The organism is Microbacterium sp. 10L49 (genome assembly GCF_056395125.1).
In genome coordinates, this window is record NZ_JBFTIW010000001.1 from 157,072 (window position 1) to 171,232 (window position 14,161).

The 14,161-nt window shown below is 68.8% G+C and carries 15 protein-coding genes and 2 tRNA genes; 14 read left to right on the top strand and 3 right to left on the bottom strand.

The features are described 5' to 3' along the window. The first annotated feature begins 83 nt into the window (after window positions 1-83). The 5 genes from gap to AC1DCT_RS00795 all read left to right on the top strand — a co-directional run bounded on the left by gap (window position 84) and on the right by AC1DCT_RS00795 (window position 3,817). Window positions 84-1,094 (top strand): type I glyceraldehyde-3-phosphate dehydrogenase, encoded by a 1,011-nt coding sequence (gene gap / locus AC1DCT_RS00775; RefSeq protein ID WP_440731492.1) that lies wholly within the window; start codon window positions 84-86, stop codon window positions 1,092-1,094. A 10-nt stretch (window positions 1,095-1,104) separates the two neighbouring features. Continuing rightward, entirely contained in the window at window positions 1,105-2,331 is a 1,227-nt protein-coding gene (locus AC1DCT_RS00780) for a phosphoglycerate kinase (RefSeq protein ID WP_477426984.1), read from the top strand. Further along, a complete protein-coding gene (gene tpiA / locus AC1DCT_RS00785) occupies window positions 2,322-3,113 on the top strand; it encodes a triose-phosphate isomerase (protein ID WP_440731494.1) in 792 nt (263 codons plus the stop codon). The genes AC1DCT_RS00780 and tpiA overlap by 10 nt, the downstream gene beginning before the upstream one ends. 99 nt (window positions 3,114-3,212) lie before the next feature. Beyond that, on the top strand, window positions 3,213-3,461 hold the full coding sequence (gene secG / locus AC1DCT_RS00790; RefSeq protein WP_251441808.1) for a preprotein translocase subunit SecG: 249 nt from the start codon (window positions 3,213-3,215) through the stop codon (window positions 3,459-3,461). After that, window positions 3,461-3,817, top strand: coding sequence for an RNA polymerase-binding protein RbpA (locus AC1DCT_RS00795; protein ID WP_045272527.1), 357 nt, complete (start codon window positions 3,461-3,463; stop codon window positions 3,815-3,817). The genes secG and AC1DCT_RS00795 overlap by 1 nt, the downstream gene beginning before the upstream one ends. Before the next feature lie 100 nt (window positions 3,818-3,917). Here the strand turns inward: AC1DCT_RS00795 and AC1DCT_RS00800 are convergent, their stop codons facing one another. The 3 genes from AC1DCT_RS00800 to AC1DCT_RS00810 all read right to left on the bottom strand — a co-directional run bounded on the left by AC1DCT_RS00800 (window position 3,918) and on the right by AC1DCT_RS00810 (window position 5,956). After that, window positions 3,918-5,234, bottom strand: a complete 1,317-nt coding sequence (locus AC1DCT_RS00800; RefSeq protein WP_477426986.1) for a hypothetical protein — start codon at window positions 5,232-5,234, stop codon at window positions 3,918-3,920. Between the two features lie 147 nt (window positions 5,235-5,381). After that, a complete protein-coding gene (locus tag AC1DCT_RS00805) occupies window positions 5,382-5,750 on the bottom strand; it encodes an A1S_2505 family phage non-structural protein (RefSeq protein WP_440731496.1) in 369 nt (122 codons plus the stop codon). Between the two features lie 132 nt (window positions 5,751-5,882). Then, window positions 5,883-5,956, bottom strand: a tRNA-Gly gene (locus AC1DCT_RS00810). A 130-nt stretch (window positions 5,957-6,086) separates the two neighbouring features. Between AC1DCT_RS00810 and AC1DCT_RS00815 the strand changes: the two genes are divergently transcribed. From AC1DCT_RS00815 to AC1DCT_RS00855, 9 genes are all read left to right on the top strand, one after another. Continuing rightward, window positions 6,087-6,160: transfer RNA gene (locus AC1DCT_RS00815), tRNA-Pro, on the top strand. Window positions 6,161-6,223: 63 nt separating this feature from the next. Further along, window positions 6,224-7,699 carry a trigger factor gene (gene tig, locus AC1DCT_RS00820; RefSeq protein WP_477426988.1) on the top strand — a complete coding sequence of 492 codons (1,476 nt, stop codon included), beginning with the start codon at window positions 6,224-6,226 and terminating at the stop codon, window positions 7,697-7,699. Window positions 7,700-7,780: 81 nt separating this feature from the next. Beyond that, window positions 7,781-8,275 carry a tetratricopeptide repeat protein gene (locus AC1DCT_RS00825; RefSeq protein WP_477426990.1) on the top strand — a complete coding sequence of 165 codons (495 nt, stop codon included), beginning with the start codon at window positions 7,781-7,783 and terminating at the stop codon, window positions 8,273-8,275. An 80-nt stretch (window positions 8,276-8,355) separates the two neighbouring features. Then, window positions 8,356-8,946: an ATP-dependent Clp protease proteolytic subunit gene (locus AC1DCT_RS00830; RefSeq protein ID WP_440731499.1), complete on the top strand. Its 591-nt coding sequence runs from the start codon at window positions 8,356-8,358 to the stop codon at window positions 8,944-8,946. A gap of 17 nt (window positions 8,947-8,963) precedes the next feature. Continuing rightward, on the top strand, window positions 8,964-9,614 hold the full coding sequence (locus tag AC1DCT_RS00835) for an ATP-dependent Clp protease proteolytic subunit (RefSeq protein WP_440731500.1): 651 nt from the start codon (window positions 8,964-8,966) through the stop codon (window positions 9,612-9,614). A gap of 144 nt (window positions 9,615-9,758) precedes the next feature. Continuing rightward, complete coding sequence (locus tag AC1DCT_RS00840; RefSeq protein WP_440731501.1) at window positions 9,759-10,712, top strand: sugar-binding transcriptional regulator; 954 nt, start codon at window positions 9,759-9,761, stop codon at window positions 10,710-10,712. Between the two features lie 29 nt (window positions 10,713-10,741). Continuing rightward, window positions 10,742-11,710 (top strand): deoxyribose-phosphate aldolase, encoded by a 969-nt coding sequence (gene deoC, locus AC1DCT_RS00845; RefSeq protein WP_477427736.1) that lies wholly within the window; start codon window positions 10,742-10,744, stop codon window positions 11,708-11,710. 13 nt (window positions 11,711-11,723) lie between these two features. Continuing rightward, complete coding sequence (locus AC1DCT_RS00850) at window positions 11,724-13,211, top strand: aldehyde dehydrogenase family protein (RefSeq protein ID WP_440731502.1); 1,488 nt, start codon at window positions 11,724-11,726, stop codon at window positions 13,209-13,211. Then, window positions 13,208-14,059, top strand: coding sequence for an aldehyde dehydrogenase family protein (locus tag AC1DCT_RS00855; RefSeq protein WP_441975706.1), 852 nt, complete (start codon window positions 13,208-13,210; stop codon window positions 14,057-14,059). Before AC1DCT_RS00850 ends, AC1DCT_RS00855 begins: the two co-directional genes overlap by 4 nt. Window positions 14,060-14,161 lie beyond the last annotated feature (102 nt).

A 14,161-nucleotide genomic window follows, 5' to 3' on the forward strand; every position in this document is an offset into this window, starting at 1 on the left:
GGGCGAAAAACCCATCAGGACGCCGTTGTCCGCGCAATCCGCAAGAATCACGCACTTCCTTGAGTAAGAACCAGGAGACTTTCGTGTCTGTCAAGATCGGTATCAACGGCTTCGGCCGAATCGGACGCAACTACTTCCGCGCAGCCCTCGAGCAGGGCGCCGACCTCGAGATCGTCGCGGTCAACGACCTCACCGACAACAAGACCCTCGCGCACCTGCTGAAGTACGACTCCGTGGGCGGCGTGCTCAAGGCGGACGTGAGCTACGACGACGAGAGCATCACCGTCGACGGGCACCACATCAAGGCGTTCGCGGAGCGCGACCCCGCGAACCTGCCGTGGGGTGAGCTGGGCGTCGACATCGTCATCGAGTCGACCGGGTTCTTCACCAAGGCCGAGCTCGCGAAGAAGCACATCGAGGCCGGCGCCAAGAAGGTGCTGATCTCCGCTCCCGCGACCGGCGACGACGCGACCATCGTGATGGGCGTCAACGAGGAGACCTACAACCCGGAGACGGACCACATCATCTCCAACGCCTCGTGCACGACCAACTGCCTCGCGCCGCTGGCCAAGGTGTTCAACGACGAGTTCGGCATCGTCCGCGGCTTCATGATGACCGCGCACGCCTACACCGCCGACCAGAACCTGCAGGACGGCCCGCACAGCGACCTGCGCCGCGCCCGCGCCGCCGCGATCAACATCGTCCCGGCCTCGACCGGTGCGGCCAAGGCCATCGGCCTCGTGCTGCCGGAGCTGAACGGCAAGCTCAGCGGTTCCTCGTACCGTGTGCCCGTCCCCACCGGCTCGATCGTCGACCTGACGCTCATCACGGACCGCGAGGACCTGACGGCTGACGAGGTCAACGCCGCGTACGCGAAGGCCGCCGCCGAGGGTCGCCTCAACGGCTACCTGCAGTACAACGAGGACCAGATCGTCTCGAGCGACATCCAGGGCAACCCCTTCTCGTCGATCTTCGACTCGACGCTCACCAACGTCTCCGGCAACCTGGTCAAGGTCTCCAGCTGGTACGACAACGAGTGGGGCTACTCGAACCGTCTGGTCGACCTCACCGAGTACGTCGCCGAGCGGCTCTAAGCTCATATCCATGACTCTGCGCACCCTCGAATCCCTGAAGGAATCGGTCGGTTCGCTCGACGGAACGCGCGTCATCGTCCGTTGTGACCTCAACGTCCCTCTGCGGGACGGGGTCATCACGGACGATGGCCGTGTTCGAGCGTCGGTGCCGACTCTCAAAGCCCTCATCGACCAGGGGGCGCGCGTGATCGTATGCTCCCACCTCGGTCGTCCCGAGGGCGCCCCCGACCCCCAGTACAGCCTGGCGCCCGTCGCGGCGCGCCTGGGCGAGCTGCTCGGGCAGCCGGTCGCAATCGCGGCCGACACGGTCGGCGCCGCCGCGCAGGACGCCGTCGCGGCGCTCCAGCCCGGTGGCGTGGTCGTGCTCGAGAACCTCCGCTTCAACCCGGGCGAGACCTCGAAGGACGACGCCGAGCGCCGCGCCTTCGCGGAGCAGCTCGCGGCCCTCGGCGATGCGCTCGTCTCCGACGGGTTCGGAGTCGTACACCGCAAGCAGGCGAGCGTCTACGACCTCGCGCAGATTCTGCCGTCCGCGGCCGGTCTGCTCATCGAAGCCGAGCTGACGGTCCTCGACCGCCTCACCGAGAACCCCGAGCGCCCTTACACGGTCGTGCTCGGCGGGTCCAAGGTCTCCGACAAGCTCGGCGTGATCTCGCACCTGCTGCCGCGGGTCGACCGCCTCCTGGTCGGCGGCGGAATGCTGTTCACCTTCCTCGCGGCACAGGGCCACGCGGTCGCCTCCAGCCTTCTGGAGAAGGACCAGCTCGAAACGGTGCGCGGCTACATCTCCGAAGCAGCCGAGCGCGGCGTGGAGCTCGTGCTCCCCACCGACGTGGTCGTCGCGGCATCGTTCTCCGCGGATGCCGCTCACGAGGTCGCCGCCGCCGATGCCATCGAGGCGACGTCCTTCGGGGCCTCGGGCATCGGACTCGACATCGGGCCGGACAGTGCCGCCCGCTTCGCGGATGCGATCCGCGGATCCAAGACCGTCTTCTGGAACGGGCCCATGGGCGTGTTCGAGTTCCCCGCCTTCGCCGCCGGCACCAGAGCCGTCGCGGAGGCGCTGACCGAGACCGACGGCCTGAGCGTGGTCGGTGGCGGCGATTCCGCCGCGGCCGTGCGTCAGCTCGGTTTCGCGGATGATCAGTTCGGTCACATCTCGACGGGCGGCGGCGCGAGCCTCGAGTTCCTCGAGGGCAAGAAGCTTCCCGGACTGGAGGTCCTCGGATGGGCATGAACAGCAGAACCCCGCTGATCGCGGGCAACTGGAAGATGAACCTCGATCACCTGCAGGCCGTCGCATTCGTGCAGAAGCTGCACTGGACGCTCAAGGACGCCAAGCACGAAGACGGCACGGTCGAGGTGGCGGTCTTCCCGCCGTTCACCGACCTGCGCAGCGTGCAGACGCTGATCGACGCTGACAAGATCCCCTTCGCCTTCGGCGCGCAGGATCTGTCGCAGCACGATTCGGGGGCGTACACCGGCGAGATCTCCGGTGCGTTCCTGGCCAAGCTCGATGCGAGCTACGTCATCATCGGCCACTCGGAGCGACGCGAGTACCACGCGGAGAGCGATGAGATCGTGGCGGCCAAGACCAAGGCCGCACTCAAGCACGGTCTGGTTCCAGTGATCTGCGTCGGTGAGACGGCGGAGGACCTGGAGAAATTCGGCGCGAGCGCCGTGCCCGCAGGTCAGCTCGAGGCGGCGTTGCGGGGACTCGACGCGAAGGCGGACATCGTCGTCGCGTACGAGCCCGTCTGGGCCATCGGCTCGGGTCAGGCCGCGACTCCGCAGCAGGCGCAGGATGTCTGCGCGGTCCTGCGTGGAGTCATCGCGAAGGTCCTCGGCGACGAGGCGGCCGCGCGGACTCGCATCCTCTACGGCGGCTCGGTGAAGTCGGCGAACATCGCCGGGTTCATGCGCGAGCCCGACGTGGACGGCGCACTGGTCGGTGGAGCGAGCCTGGTCGTCGACGAGTTCGCTGCGATCGTCCGCTATCAGAAGCACGTCGGGGTGTGACACGCGTCTCCGCCCCGAGCGGCGGAGACGTCTCGACGTATAATTGACCGTTACCCGGGATCCCGCGCGCCCGTGCGGGCCCGAGCGAAAGGCCGATCCGTGGATATTCTCCAGTTCATCCTGCAGGTACTGCTGGGCATCACCAGCGTCCTGCTGACCCTTCTGATCCTGCTCCACAAGGGGCGCGGCGGAGGCCTCTCCGACATGTTCGGCGGCGGCATGTCGTCAGCGGTCGGATCCAGCGGTCTCGCCGAGCGGAACCTCAACCGCTTCACGGTCGTTCTCGCCCTGGTCTGGTTCGTGGCGGTCGTCGGACTCGGCCTCATCACGAAGTTCGAGGCCATCTGATGGCGACCGGCGGCAACGCGATCCGCGGGACGAGGGTCGGATCGGGCCCCATGGGGGAGCAGGACCACGGCTATCACGCCGACCGCATCGCGATCTCGTACTGGGACGGGCTCGGCAACGAGACCGTGCGGTACTTCGCGGCGGGCCTGCCCGAGGAGGAGATCCCGGACATCATCGATCACCCGCACTCCGGACTTCCCGCCGGGCGGGACAAGGAGAACCCGCCGGAGATCGCGAAGGCGGAGCCCTACAAGACGCACCTCGCGTACGTGAAGGAACGCCGCACCGACGAGGAGGCCGAGCAGCTTCTCGGCGACGCCCTCGCACAGCTGCGCGAGCGGCGCGGTCAGTCCTGACTTCGTCGCGCACCGTCGCAGCCGAGAGCCCCTGCTTCGGCAGGGGCTCTCGTCGTGTCCGGGCGACTTCGGACGGTGCGGACGACGAGGCGCGCCGGGTTCATCGGCAGCCGGCTGCGGTCTGGATCAGTGAATCGGGGGGAGTGCCGTAGGCGGAAGTGCCGTTGGCGTCGGACGTGAAGCCCATGCTGATCGCCCACGCGGTGGCCCAGGCCTCCGCCGTCTGATCGTTCGTCGTGTCGTACATCGTGCGGCAGCGGATCGTGATGGCGTGCCCGACCTCGTGGGCGACGATCGCGTGGGCGGCGTCGCTCGGCCATTCCTGGGCGATCGAGTTCGACAGCCGGATGGTCGCGTATCCGCCTCTGTCGTACCACCAGGCGGTCTCCCCGGAGAGGTAACCGTTGGATTCCCCCAGGCCGTTGATGAGGTCGGCCCATTCGAAGTCCAAGAGGAGGCCCGGGGCGAGAGACCGGGCGAACGCCTCCAGGTCGAGGCGGGACTGCTCGAGCGGCCCGGATTCGCTGGCGAGCGTGGCGGCGTGCGACTCCTGCAGCTTCTGCACGGCTTGAGCGAGGGCTGTGTAGTCCGCGGACACCCGGGGCTGGAACGGCGACGCGCGCTGCCTGACCTGGTCGACGGCGTAGCGGAGGTCGAGCACGGCGTCGTTGTCGGCGGGCACGTTCGCGGCCTCCGCGGCTGCAGCGCGACCCGCCGCCGCCGTGAGCGCGGTCGACGCCGTGGTGCGGGTTGCTTCGGTGGCGGTCCGCAGCGGCCCCTCGGCGGCGCTGAGCTTCTTCGCCCGGTCGCGGGCGCTCGCATCGAGCCTCTCGAGTCGTGCGGTGTCGGTGTTGACCTCCCAGAACCAGAACTTCCGTGTGCCCGCACGAGGGCGACTGCCGGGGATCAGCGCTGAGGCGGCCCTGGACTGCTCGGTGGACTGATGGGTGACGTCGGTGAGCATTGTGCGGTCCTCGGCGGTGAGCAGCCCGCCGTCCGCAACGGCGAGGACGGCGGTCGCCGCGTCGGTCACGCTGCGCGAACCTGAGAGGGCGGACTGGACCTGGCGCGTGACCTCGTCCTGATCGTCGAGTGCCTTGCTCAGCGAGGTGCTCTCGTGGTCGAAGCTCTGCCATGCCGTGAGCTCGAGGGCGGCCAACGCGCCCAGCATCAGCACGGCGACCGCGGGAGGCAGCACCCAGGCCAGGACGCGGCGCCGCCGGCGACGACGGGCGTCGGGGTCGGTGGGAGCGGTCTGCGTCGCGTCGGTGTCGTCTGTGCCCGTCTCGGGGTCGGAGGCGCTCGTGCCCAGCGGCGAGGCGCCGTCGAGGTACGGCGGGACCGCGCCGATCAGGGATGGAGCATCATCGACGTGCGACGGGGCGTCGTCGCCGCGCGGAGGGCGGGGCTCTTCCATCACGGTCCTGTCGTTCGGGGCCGAGGGGCCAGGCGATGCGGCGTGCGGCGGCTCGATGTCGTCGCAGGTGCGGACATCCTCTCATGCAGATCGGCCAAGCCGGGCCCGCTCGGACGCATGCGGTCGAGGCTGCTCGGCGCCGCGACCTCAGAGGAAGGCGACGAAGCTCGCCGGCACCGACACGTTGTCAGGCAGGCCGGCGAACGACGGCGCGACTTGATCGGGCCTGTAGCCCGCGATCCCGCATCCGACCGGGGTGAGCAGGAAACGCAGGGCAGGGTGAGCGGTCGCGTATGCGACGAACCCCTGTGCTTCTGCGGCGAGGACCTCGAGCCCGCTCATGGTGTCGATGGCATAGGTCTGGCCGTGATGACCGTGCCCTTCACCCCACGCCGCGCCGAACCGCTCGTACGCGATCAGGGCGGCGCCGCCGCCATGAAGGCCCTCGGCGTTCGAGCCGAAGACGAACACCTGGTCCGGCTGGAGTGCCGTGATGCGCGCGGGGGTGATCTCCATGCCCGCTCCCTTCGACGCAGCGAACTCTACGCCGCGAACGGGAGAAGATGAGCCTGCCGTCACGGATCGAGCGCATCCCGGCGATCGTCGGATCGGGATCCGCCTGAGATCCCTTGCAGGAGTAGGGAGAAGTGGAGGGGCTGACGAGAATCGAACTCGCATCATCTGTTTGGAAGACAGAGGCTTTACCACTAAGCTACAGCCCCGGATCCCTCGACGAGCGAGGGAACCGGCCCGCGCAACAACACCGCGGACTCCCACGAGCATACCTGACCGGCGGGGGTGCTCTGGTCCGTTAGACTCGTGGAGGCCGTTCCCGCGCGCGCGGGTCCTAACCGGGGCGTAGCTCAGCTTGGTAGAGCGCCCGCTTTGGGAGCGGGAGGTCGCAGGTTCAAATCCTGTCGCCCCGACGTTCACACACGTCGCACTCGCGTGGATCTCCGCGCGGGACATTCACAAGGAGACACACCAGCATGGCGAACAGCACCGTCGAGAAGCTTGCCCCGACCCGGGTCAAGCTGCACATCACGGTCACCCCCGAGGACCTCAAGCCCAGCATCGCGCACGCGTACGAGCACATTGCTCAGGACGTGCAGATCCCCGGCTTCCGCAAGGGCAAGGTGCCCGCGCCGATCATCGACCAGCGCGTCGGTCGTGGCGCGGTCATCGAGCACGCCGTCAACGAGGGCCTGGACACCTTCTTCCGCGAGGCGTCGCTCGAGCACAACCTCCGTATCGTCGGCCGCCCCTCGGCCGAGGTCATCGAGTGGCCGAACGAGAAGGACTTCTCCGGCGACCTCAAGGTCGAGGTCGAGGTCGATGTCCGTCCCGAGATCGAGGTCCCCTCGCTCGACGGCATCACCGTGACCGTCGACGCCGTCGAGGCCGATGACGCCGCCCTGGATGCAGAGCTCGACCGCCTGCGCGCCCGCTTCGGCACCCTGGTGCCGGTCGACCGTCCCGCGAAGGCCGGCGACTTCGTCGAGCTCGACCTCGTCGCCGCGATCGACGGCGCCGAGATCGACCGCGCGGAGGGCGTCTCCTACGAGGTCGGTTCCGGCGAGCTGCTCGAGGGCATCGACGACGCGATCGACTCCCTCACCGCCGGTGAGGACACCACGTTCCGCTCGAAGCTCGTCGGCGGCGACCACGCCGGCGAGGAGGCCGAGGTCTCCGTCACGGTCAAGGCCGTCAAGGAGCGTGAGCTGCCCGAGGCTGACGACGACTTCGCGCAGATCGCGAGCGAGTTCGACACGATCGCCGAGCTGCGCGACAGCCTGCGCGAGTCGGTCGAGCAGCAGGGCGTGTTCACGCAGGCCTCCGCCGCACGCGACAAGCTCGTCGAGACGCTGCTCGAGCAGATCGACATCCCCGTCCCGCCGCAGCTCATCGAGGACGAGGTGCACAACCACCTCGAGGGCGAAGGCCGTCTGGAGGACGACGAGCACCGCGCCGAGGTCACCGAGGCGAGCACCAAGCAGTTCCGCACCCAGGTGTTGCTCGACTCCATCGCCGAGAGCGCCAATGTGCAGGTCTCGCAGGACGAGCTCAGCCAGTACCTGATCCAGTCCGCCGCGCAGTACGGCATGGCTCCGCAGGAGTTCGTCGAGGCGCTGCAGTCCCAGAACCAGCTGCCCGTGCTGGTCGGCGAGGTCGCCCGCAACAAGGCCCTCGCAGTCGCGCTCGGCAAGGTCACCGTGGTCGACTCCAACGGCAAGGCCGTGGATCTGACCGGTTTCGTGGCCACCGAGGACGCCGCCGAGGCTCCGGTCGAGGAGAAGCCGGCCAAGAAGGCACCGGCCAAGAAGGCACCCGCGAAGAAGGCTCCCGCCAAGGCCGCGGACGCCGATGAGGCTCCCGCCGCCGAGGAGAAGCCCGCCGCGAAGAAGCCGGCCGCCCGCAAGGCTCCGGCCAAGAAGGCCGCCGAGAAGGCCGCTGACGCCGAGTAATCATCGGATCCATGATCCGGAAGAGGGCGGGTGCACCACGCACCCGCCCTCTTCGCATCCCGAGAAGACGCGAGGACAGAGATGAAGGACTGGCAGGAGCGGATCGACGCTGTCTGGGACGCCGCCGCAGGCGGCCTCGTCGAGGAAGAGGTGATCGCGAGGATCGACGCGATCGCCGCCGAGCGCGGGCCGGACGACGCCGAGGCCGCGTTCGAGCGCGCCGGAGCACGCGATTCCGCGGGGCTGCCTGACGAAGCCGTGCCGCTGTACCGGCGTGCCCTCGAGCTCGGTCTCGACGACGATCGACGCGCCCAGGCGACGATCCAGCTCGCCAGCTCGCTGCGCAACCTCGGCGACGTGCAGGGCGCCCTCGAGCTCATCGAGTCCGAGCACGCGGCGCACCCGGACTCGATCTACCGCGACGCGATCGCCGCCATGCATGCGCTCGCTCTCGCCAGCGCCGGACAGCCGGAACGGGGGCTCGGGGTCGCGATCCTGGCGCTCGTGCCGCACATGCCTCGCTACCACCGGTCGATGACCGCCTATGCCCACGAGATCGCAGGCGACGACGCCTGATATGCCGACGGCGAACACGGCCGGGCGCGTGCGTTGTCGCCGGTAGATTCGAAACACCGAACACGGAAACAGGAGCTGAAATGGCTGAACCCCTGGTCGCGACGAGCGTCTTTGACAGGCTGCTCAAGGATCGCATCATCTGGCTGGGATCCGAGGTGCGGGACGAGAACGCCAACGAGATCTGCGCCAAGATCCTCCTTCTCGCCGCAGAGGACCCCGAGAAGGACATCTACCTCTACATCAACTCGCCCGGCGGCTCCATCACCGCCGGCATGGCGATCTACGACACGATGCAGTTCGTGCCGAACGACATCGTCACGGTCGGCATCGGCATGGCGGCCTCGATGGGGCAACTGCTGCTCACCAGCGGCACCAAGGGCAAGCGCTACATCACGCCGAACGCGCGGGTGCTGCTGCACCAGCCGCACGGCGGCTTCGGCGGCACGTCCAGCGACATCCAGACGCAGGCGCAGCTCATCCTGTCGATGAAGCAGCGCCTCGCCGAGATCACCGCGTCGCAGACCGGCAAGACGGTGGAGCAGATCAACGAGGATGGCGACCGCGACCGCTGGTTCACCGCCTCCGAGGCTCTCGAATACGGATTCGTCGACCACATGCGCGAGCACGCCAGTGACGTGCACGGCGGCGGCGGCACGGGCGCGGACAAGTAAGGCTGGAGAGGACACTCATGTACACACCCACGTTCCGGTCCGCCGGCACTCTGCCCTCGAGCCGCTACGTCCTCCCTCAGTTCGAGGAGCGCACCGCCTACGGCTTCAAGCGCCAGGACCCGTACAACAAGCTGTTCGAGGATCGCGTGATCTTCCTCGGCGTGCAGGTCGACGACGCATCCGCCGATGACGTGATGGCGCAGCTGCTGGTCCTGGAGAGCCAGGACTCCGAGCGCGACATCACGATGTACATCAACTCGCCCGGCGGATCCTTCACGGCGATGACCGCGATCTACGACACGATGCAGTACGTCGCGCCGCAGATCCAGACCGTCGTGCTCGGTCAGGCCGCTTCGGCCGCCTCGGTCCTGCTCGCCGCAGGCGCGCCGGGCAAGCGTCTCGCGCTGCCGAACGCCCGCGTGCTGATGCACCAGCCCGCCATGGGCGAGGCCGGTCAGGGACAGGCGTCGGACATCGAGATCCAGGCCGCGGAGATCCTGCGCATGCGCACGTGGCTCGAGGAGACCATGGCCAAGCACACCGGTCAGCCGGTCGAGAAGGTGAACCGCGACATCGATCGCGACAACATCCTCTCCGCCGAGCAGGCCAAGGAGTACGGCATCGTCGACCAGGTGCTCACGAGCCGCAAGCGCCAGGCGCTGAGCTGACCTGCTGACATCCCGTGAAAGGGCGGTCCGGAACCGATTCCGGGCCGCCCTTTCACGTCTCCGCCCGTTGCGCGAGTGAGTGACGCACCGTGCTCATATGAGCAATGACGTGCGCGTGCGCGTGGCGGAGGGTACCCTCGGAGCATGCCCCGATCTGCCATCGACGACGACGAGCTGCTCGCCGTTCGTGTGGCGGAGCTGTATTACGACGAGGACAAGACGCAGGACGAGATCGGTGGCCTGCTGGGCATCTCGCGCTGGAAGGTCGGGCGGCTCCTTCAGCAGGCACGGATCGACGGCATCGTGCGGATCGAGATCGTGCATCCGCGCGCTCGCAAGCTCGGCATCGAGCGAGAGTTGCGCGAGCGCTTCGGGCTTGCCGACGCCGTCGTGGTCCCGAACGGCCCGAGCGACGCCGAGACGCTCGCACGCGTCGCGCAGGGCGCCGCAGATCACCTCGCGGCGCTCCGGCCCGTGCCGAAGACGCTCGCCGTGAGCTGGGGGCGGACGCTGACTGCGATCGCCGACCGCATGGCCGAGGGGTGGGCCCGTGGCGTGACCGTGGTGCAGATGAACGGCGGTGTGAGCGTGAACCGCCGCCCGGGAGGCGCCGCCTCGCTCGCGGCCACGATCGCGCAGCGCGCCTCGGGGCATGTCGCACTGCTGCCCAGCCCCGCGATCCTGGAGCGGCTGGAGACCAAGCAGGCCATCGAGCGCGATCGCACCGTCGCCGGCGTGCTCGAGCAGGCCGCCCAGGCCGACGCCTACCTCTTCACCGCGGGCGTCTGCGACGCCGGATCCGCCCACGTCGACAACGGCTATCTGAGCGTCCGGGACATCGACGAACTGGGCCGGCGCGGCGCGGTCGGCGACGTGCTGGGCCGCTACATCGATGCGGACGGCAACATCGTCGATCCTGAGCTCGATGCCCGCACGGTCGGGCTCAGCCTGGAGCGGCTGCGTGAGGCGCGCACCTCTGTCTTCGTCACGGCCGGAGAGGCGAAGCACGACATCGCCCGCACGGTCGTGACCGCGAACCTGTGCACGATGGTGGTCACCGACGAGGCGACCGCCCGGACCCTCTTGGAGGACCAGTGACGACGACCGAACTCGCACGGCGCACCGCGCTGGAGGTGCTCGGCGGCGACCCCGACGACCTCACGCTGCGCCGATTCCTGCACGGCCTGCCCGGAGTGGATGCAGTGGGCCTGGAGCAGCGCTCCGCCGCGCTCGGGACGCGCTCCATCAAGACGACGTCGAAGGCGTGGGCTCTCGACACGATCGTGCGGCTCATCGACCTCACGACTCTGGAGGGCGCGGACACCCCGGGCAAGGTGCGCTCGCTGGTCTCCAAAGCCAAGCTGCCCGATGCCTCGGATCCGACCTGCCCGTCGGTCGCGGCGGTGTGCGTCTACGGCGACATGGTGCCGTACGCGGTCGAGGCGCTCGGCCCCCGCCACGGCGACCCCGACGACGGCGGCATCTCGGTCGCGGCCGTCGCGACCGCGTTCCCGAGCGGCCGCGCATCGCTCGGGGTGAAGCTTGCCGACACCCGTGACGCGGTCGAGGCCGGCGCCGACGAGATCGACATGGTCATCGACCGAGGCGCTTTCCTCGCCGGCCGCTACGGCCAGGTGTTCGACCAGATCGTGGCTGTCAAGGACGCGTGCCGCCGGGAGGACGGCACCTCCGCTTCGCTGAAGATCATCCTCGAGACCGGCGAGCTGAACACCTACGACAACATCAGGCGCGCGTCGTGGCTGGGCATGCTGGCCGGCGGCGATTTCATCAAGACCTCGACCGGCAAGGTCGCCCCGGCGGCTACGCTGCCCGTCACGCTGCTCATGCTCGAAGCCGTGCGCGACTGGCACGGGCTCACCGGTGAGAAGATCGGCGTCAAGCCCGCCGGCGGGATCCGCTCCTCGAAGGACGCGGTGAAGTATCTCGTGCACGTCGCCGAGACCGTGGGTGAGGAGTGGCTGCAGCCGCACCTGTTCCGCTTCGGCGCGTCGAGCCTGCTCAACGACGTGCTGCTGCAGCGGCAGAAGCTGACCACCGGCCACTACTCCGGCCCCGACTACGTCACGATCGACTGACGAAGGACTGTTCATGGGATTCTTGGAATACGCACCCGCGCCCGAGTCGCGGAGCATCCTCAACCTGAAGGACGAATACGGGCTCTTCATCGACGGCGAGTTCGTCGAGGGGCGCGGCGCCTCGTTCGGCACGATCTCGCCCGCCGACGAGTCGCGCATCGCGACGATCGCGCACGCGTCGGATGAGGACGTGGACCTCGCTGTCGCCGCTGCACGTCGCGCCTACACCAAGGTGTGGTCGAAGATGAGCGGCCGCGACCGGGGCAAGTACCTGTTCCGCATCGCGCGGCTCGTGCAGGAGCGCGCCCGCGAGCTCGCTGTCGCCGAGAGCCTCGACAACGGCAAGCCGATCAAGGAGTCCCGCGACGTCGACGTGCCGCTCGTCGCTTCGTGGTTCTTCTACTACGCGGGCTGGGCGGACAAGCTGGACTACGCCGGCGCAGGACCTGACCCGGCGGCGCACGGTGTCGCGGGGCAGGTCATCCCGTGGAACTTCCCGCTGCTCATGCTCGCCTGGAAGGTCGCCCCGGCCCTGGCTGCCGGCAACACGGTTGTGCTGAAGCCCGCTGAGACGACGTCGCTCACGGCGCTGATCTTCGCCGAGATCCTGCAGCAGGCCGACCTTCCGGCCGGTGTGGTGAACATCATCACGGGTGCCGGCGCCACTGGCGCCGCGCTGGTGCGCCACCCCGACGTCGACAAGGTCGCCTTCACGGGGTCGACCGCGGTGGGTCGCGAGATCGCCCGCACGGTGGCGGGCACGGGCAAGGCGCTCACCCTCGAGCTCGGCGGCAAGGCGGCGAACATCGTGTTCGACGACGCCCCGATCGACCAGGCGGTCGAGGGGATCGTCAACGGCATCTTCTTCAACCAGGGCCACGTGTGCTGCGCCGGCAGCCGCCTGCTCGTGCAGGAATCGATCCACGACGAGGTCATCGACCGGCTGAAGTCCCGCCTGTCGACGCTGCGTCTCGGCGACCCGCTCGACAAGAACACCGACATCGGCGCCATCAACTCGGCCGAGCAGCTCGCCCGCATCAGGGAGCTCAGCCAGGTCGGCGAGGACGAGGGCGCCGAGCGCTGGACCGCCGACTGCGTGATCCCCGAGAAGGGCTTCTGGTTCGCTCCGACGATCTTCACCGGCGTCGAGGCGTCGCATCGCATCGCCCGCGAGGAGGTGTTCGGCCCCGTGCTGTCGGTGCTCACCTTCCGCACACCGGCCGAGGCGATCGCGAAGGCGAACAACACTCCTTACGGTCTCTCCGCAGGGATCTGGAGCGACAAGGGATCCCGGATCCTCGCCGTCGCCGACCGCCTCCGCGCCGGCGTGGTGTGGGCGAACACGTTCAACCGATTCGACCCGTCCAGCCCGTTCGGCGGTTACAAGGAGTCCGGCTACGGCCGCGAGGGCGGCAAGCAGGGCCTGACCGCGTACCTGCGTCCGGCAGGGGTCGCCCGCCAGATCGAGGCCAAGGCGCAGAAGAAGGGATCCGCGGCATGAGCGCGCGACTGACGGTGCCCAAGACCTACAAGCTCGCGATCGGCGGCGCGTTCCCGCGCAGCGAATCGGGACGCACCTATGAGGTCACCACTTCGAAGGGCGCGTTCCTGGCGAATGCCGCCCAGGCTTCGCGCAAGGATGCGCGTGACGCGGTGAAGGCCGCGCGCACCGCGCAGGCGGGCTGGGCGAAGGCCACCGCGTACAACCGGGGACAGGTGCTGTACCGCGTGGCCGAGGTGCTCGAGGGGCGCAAGGCGCAGTTCGTCGACGAGATCGTGGCACAGCAGGGCGTGTCGGCAGCCTCCGCAGGAGCACAGGTCGACGAGGCCATCGACCTCTGGGTCTGGTACGCGGGCTGGTGCGACAAGTACGCCCAGGTCGCCGGCAACCTGAACCCGGTCGCGGGCGCCTACTTCAACATCTCCGCCCCGGAGCCGACCGGCGTCGTCGCGATCGTCGCGCCGCAGGAGAACGCGCTGCTGGGTCTCGTCTCCGTCGTCGCGCCGGCGCTCGTCGCAGGCAACGCCGTGGTCGTCGTGGCGAGCGAGCGGTACCCGCTCTCGGCGATCAGCCTCGCCGAGGTGCTGGCGACGAGCGACCTTCCCGGCGGCGTGGTGAACGTGCTCACCGGATCCCCGGCCGAACTCGCGCCGTGGCTCGCGTCGCATGCCGACGTCAACGCCCTCGATCTCGCCGGCGCCGGCGCAATCGACTGGGTCGACCTGCAGATCACCGCCGCCGACACGCTCAAGCGCGTGCTCGCTCCGGGTGAGGTGGTCGCCTCCCCGCAGCGGATCGCGGCCTTCACCGAGGTGAAGACGGTCTGGCACCCGAAGAGCATGGTCTGACGGCGCGCCGCCGACGCTCGCCACGACGGTGGCGGCGACGCAGCAAGACCCTGCCTCATCGTCACCGGTCGGGGGGTGTCCAGTGCGCGCCGCCACCATGCC

What these genes read in the sequence shown, in the direction of transcription:
- AC1DCT_RS00780 (WP_477426984.1), top strand. Translation starts at nt 1,105, where the DNA reads ATGACTCTGCGCACCCTCGAATCCCTGAAGGAATCGGTCGGTTCGCTC.
- tpiA (WP_440731494.1), top strand. Translation starts at nt 2,322, where the DNA reads ATGGGCATGAACAGCAGAACCCCGCTGATCGCGGGCAACTGGAAGATG.
- AC1DCT_RS00795 (WP_045272527.1), top strand. Translation starts at nt 3,461, where the DNA reads ATGGCGACCGGCGGCAACGCGATCCGCGGGACGAGGGTCGGATCGGGC.
- AC1DCT_RS00800 (WP_477426986.1), bottom strand. Translation starts at nt 5,234, where the DNA reads ATGGAAGAGCCCCGCCCTCCGCGCGGCGACGACGCCCCGTCGCACGTC.
- AC1DCT_RS00805 (WP_440731496.1), bottom strand. Translation starts at nt 5,750, where the DNA reads ATGGAGATCACCCCCGCGCGCATCACGGCACTCCAGCCGGACCAGGTG.
- tig (WP_477426988.1), top strand. Translation starts at nt 6,224, where the DNA reads ATGGCGAACAGCACCGTCGAGAAGCTTGCCCCGACCCGGGTCAAGCTG.
- AC1DCT_RS00825 (WP_477426990.1), top strand. Translation starts at nt 7,781, where the DNA reads ATGAAGGACTGGCAGGAGCGGATCGACGCTGTCTGGGACGCCGCCGCA.
- AC1DCT_RS00830 (WP_440731499.1), top strand. Translation starts at nt 8,356, where the DNA reads ATGGCTGAACCCCTGGTCGCGACGAGCGTCTTTGACAGGCTGCTCAAG.
- AC1DCT_RS00835 (WP_440731500.1), top strand. Translation starts at nt 8,964, where the DNA reads ATGTACACACCCACGTTCCGGTCCGCCGGCACTCTGCCCTCGAGCCGC.
- AC1DCT_RS00840 (WP_440731501.1), top strand. Translation starts at nt 9,759, where the DNA reads ATGCCCCGATCTGCCATCGACGACGACGAGCTGCTCGCCGTTCGTGTG.
- AC1DCT_RS00850 (WP_440731502.1), top strand. Translation starts at nt 11,724, where the DNA reads ATGGGATTCTTGGAATACGCACCCGCGCCCGAGTCGCGGAGCATCCTC.
- AC1DCT_RS00855 (WP_441975706.1), top strand. Translation starts at nt 13,208, where the DNA reads ATGAGCGCGCGACTGACGGTGCCCAAGACCTACAAGCTCGCGATCGGC.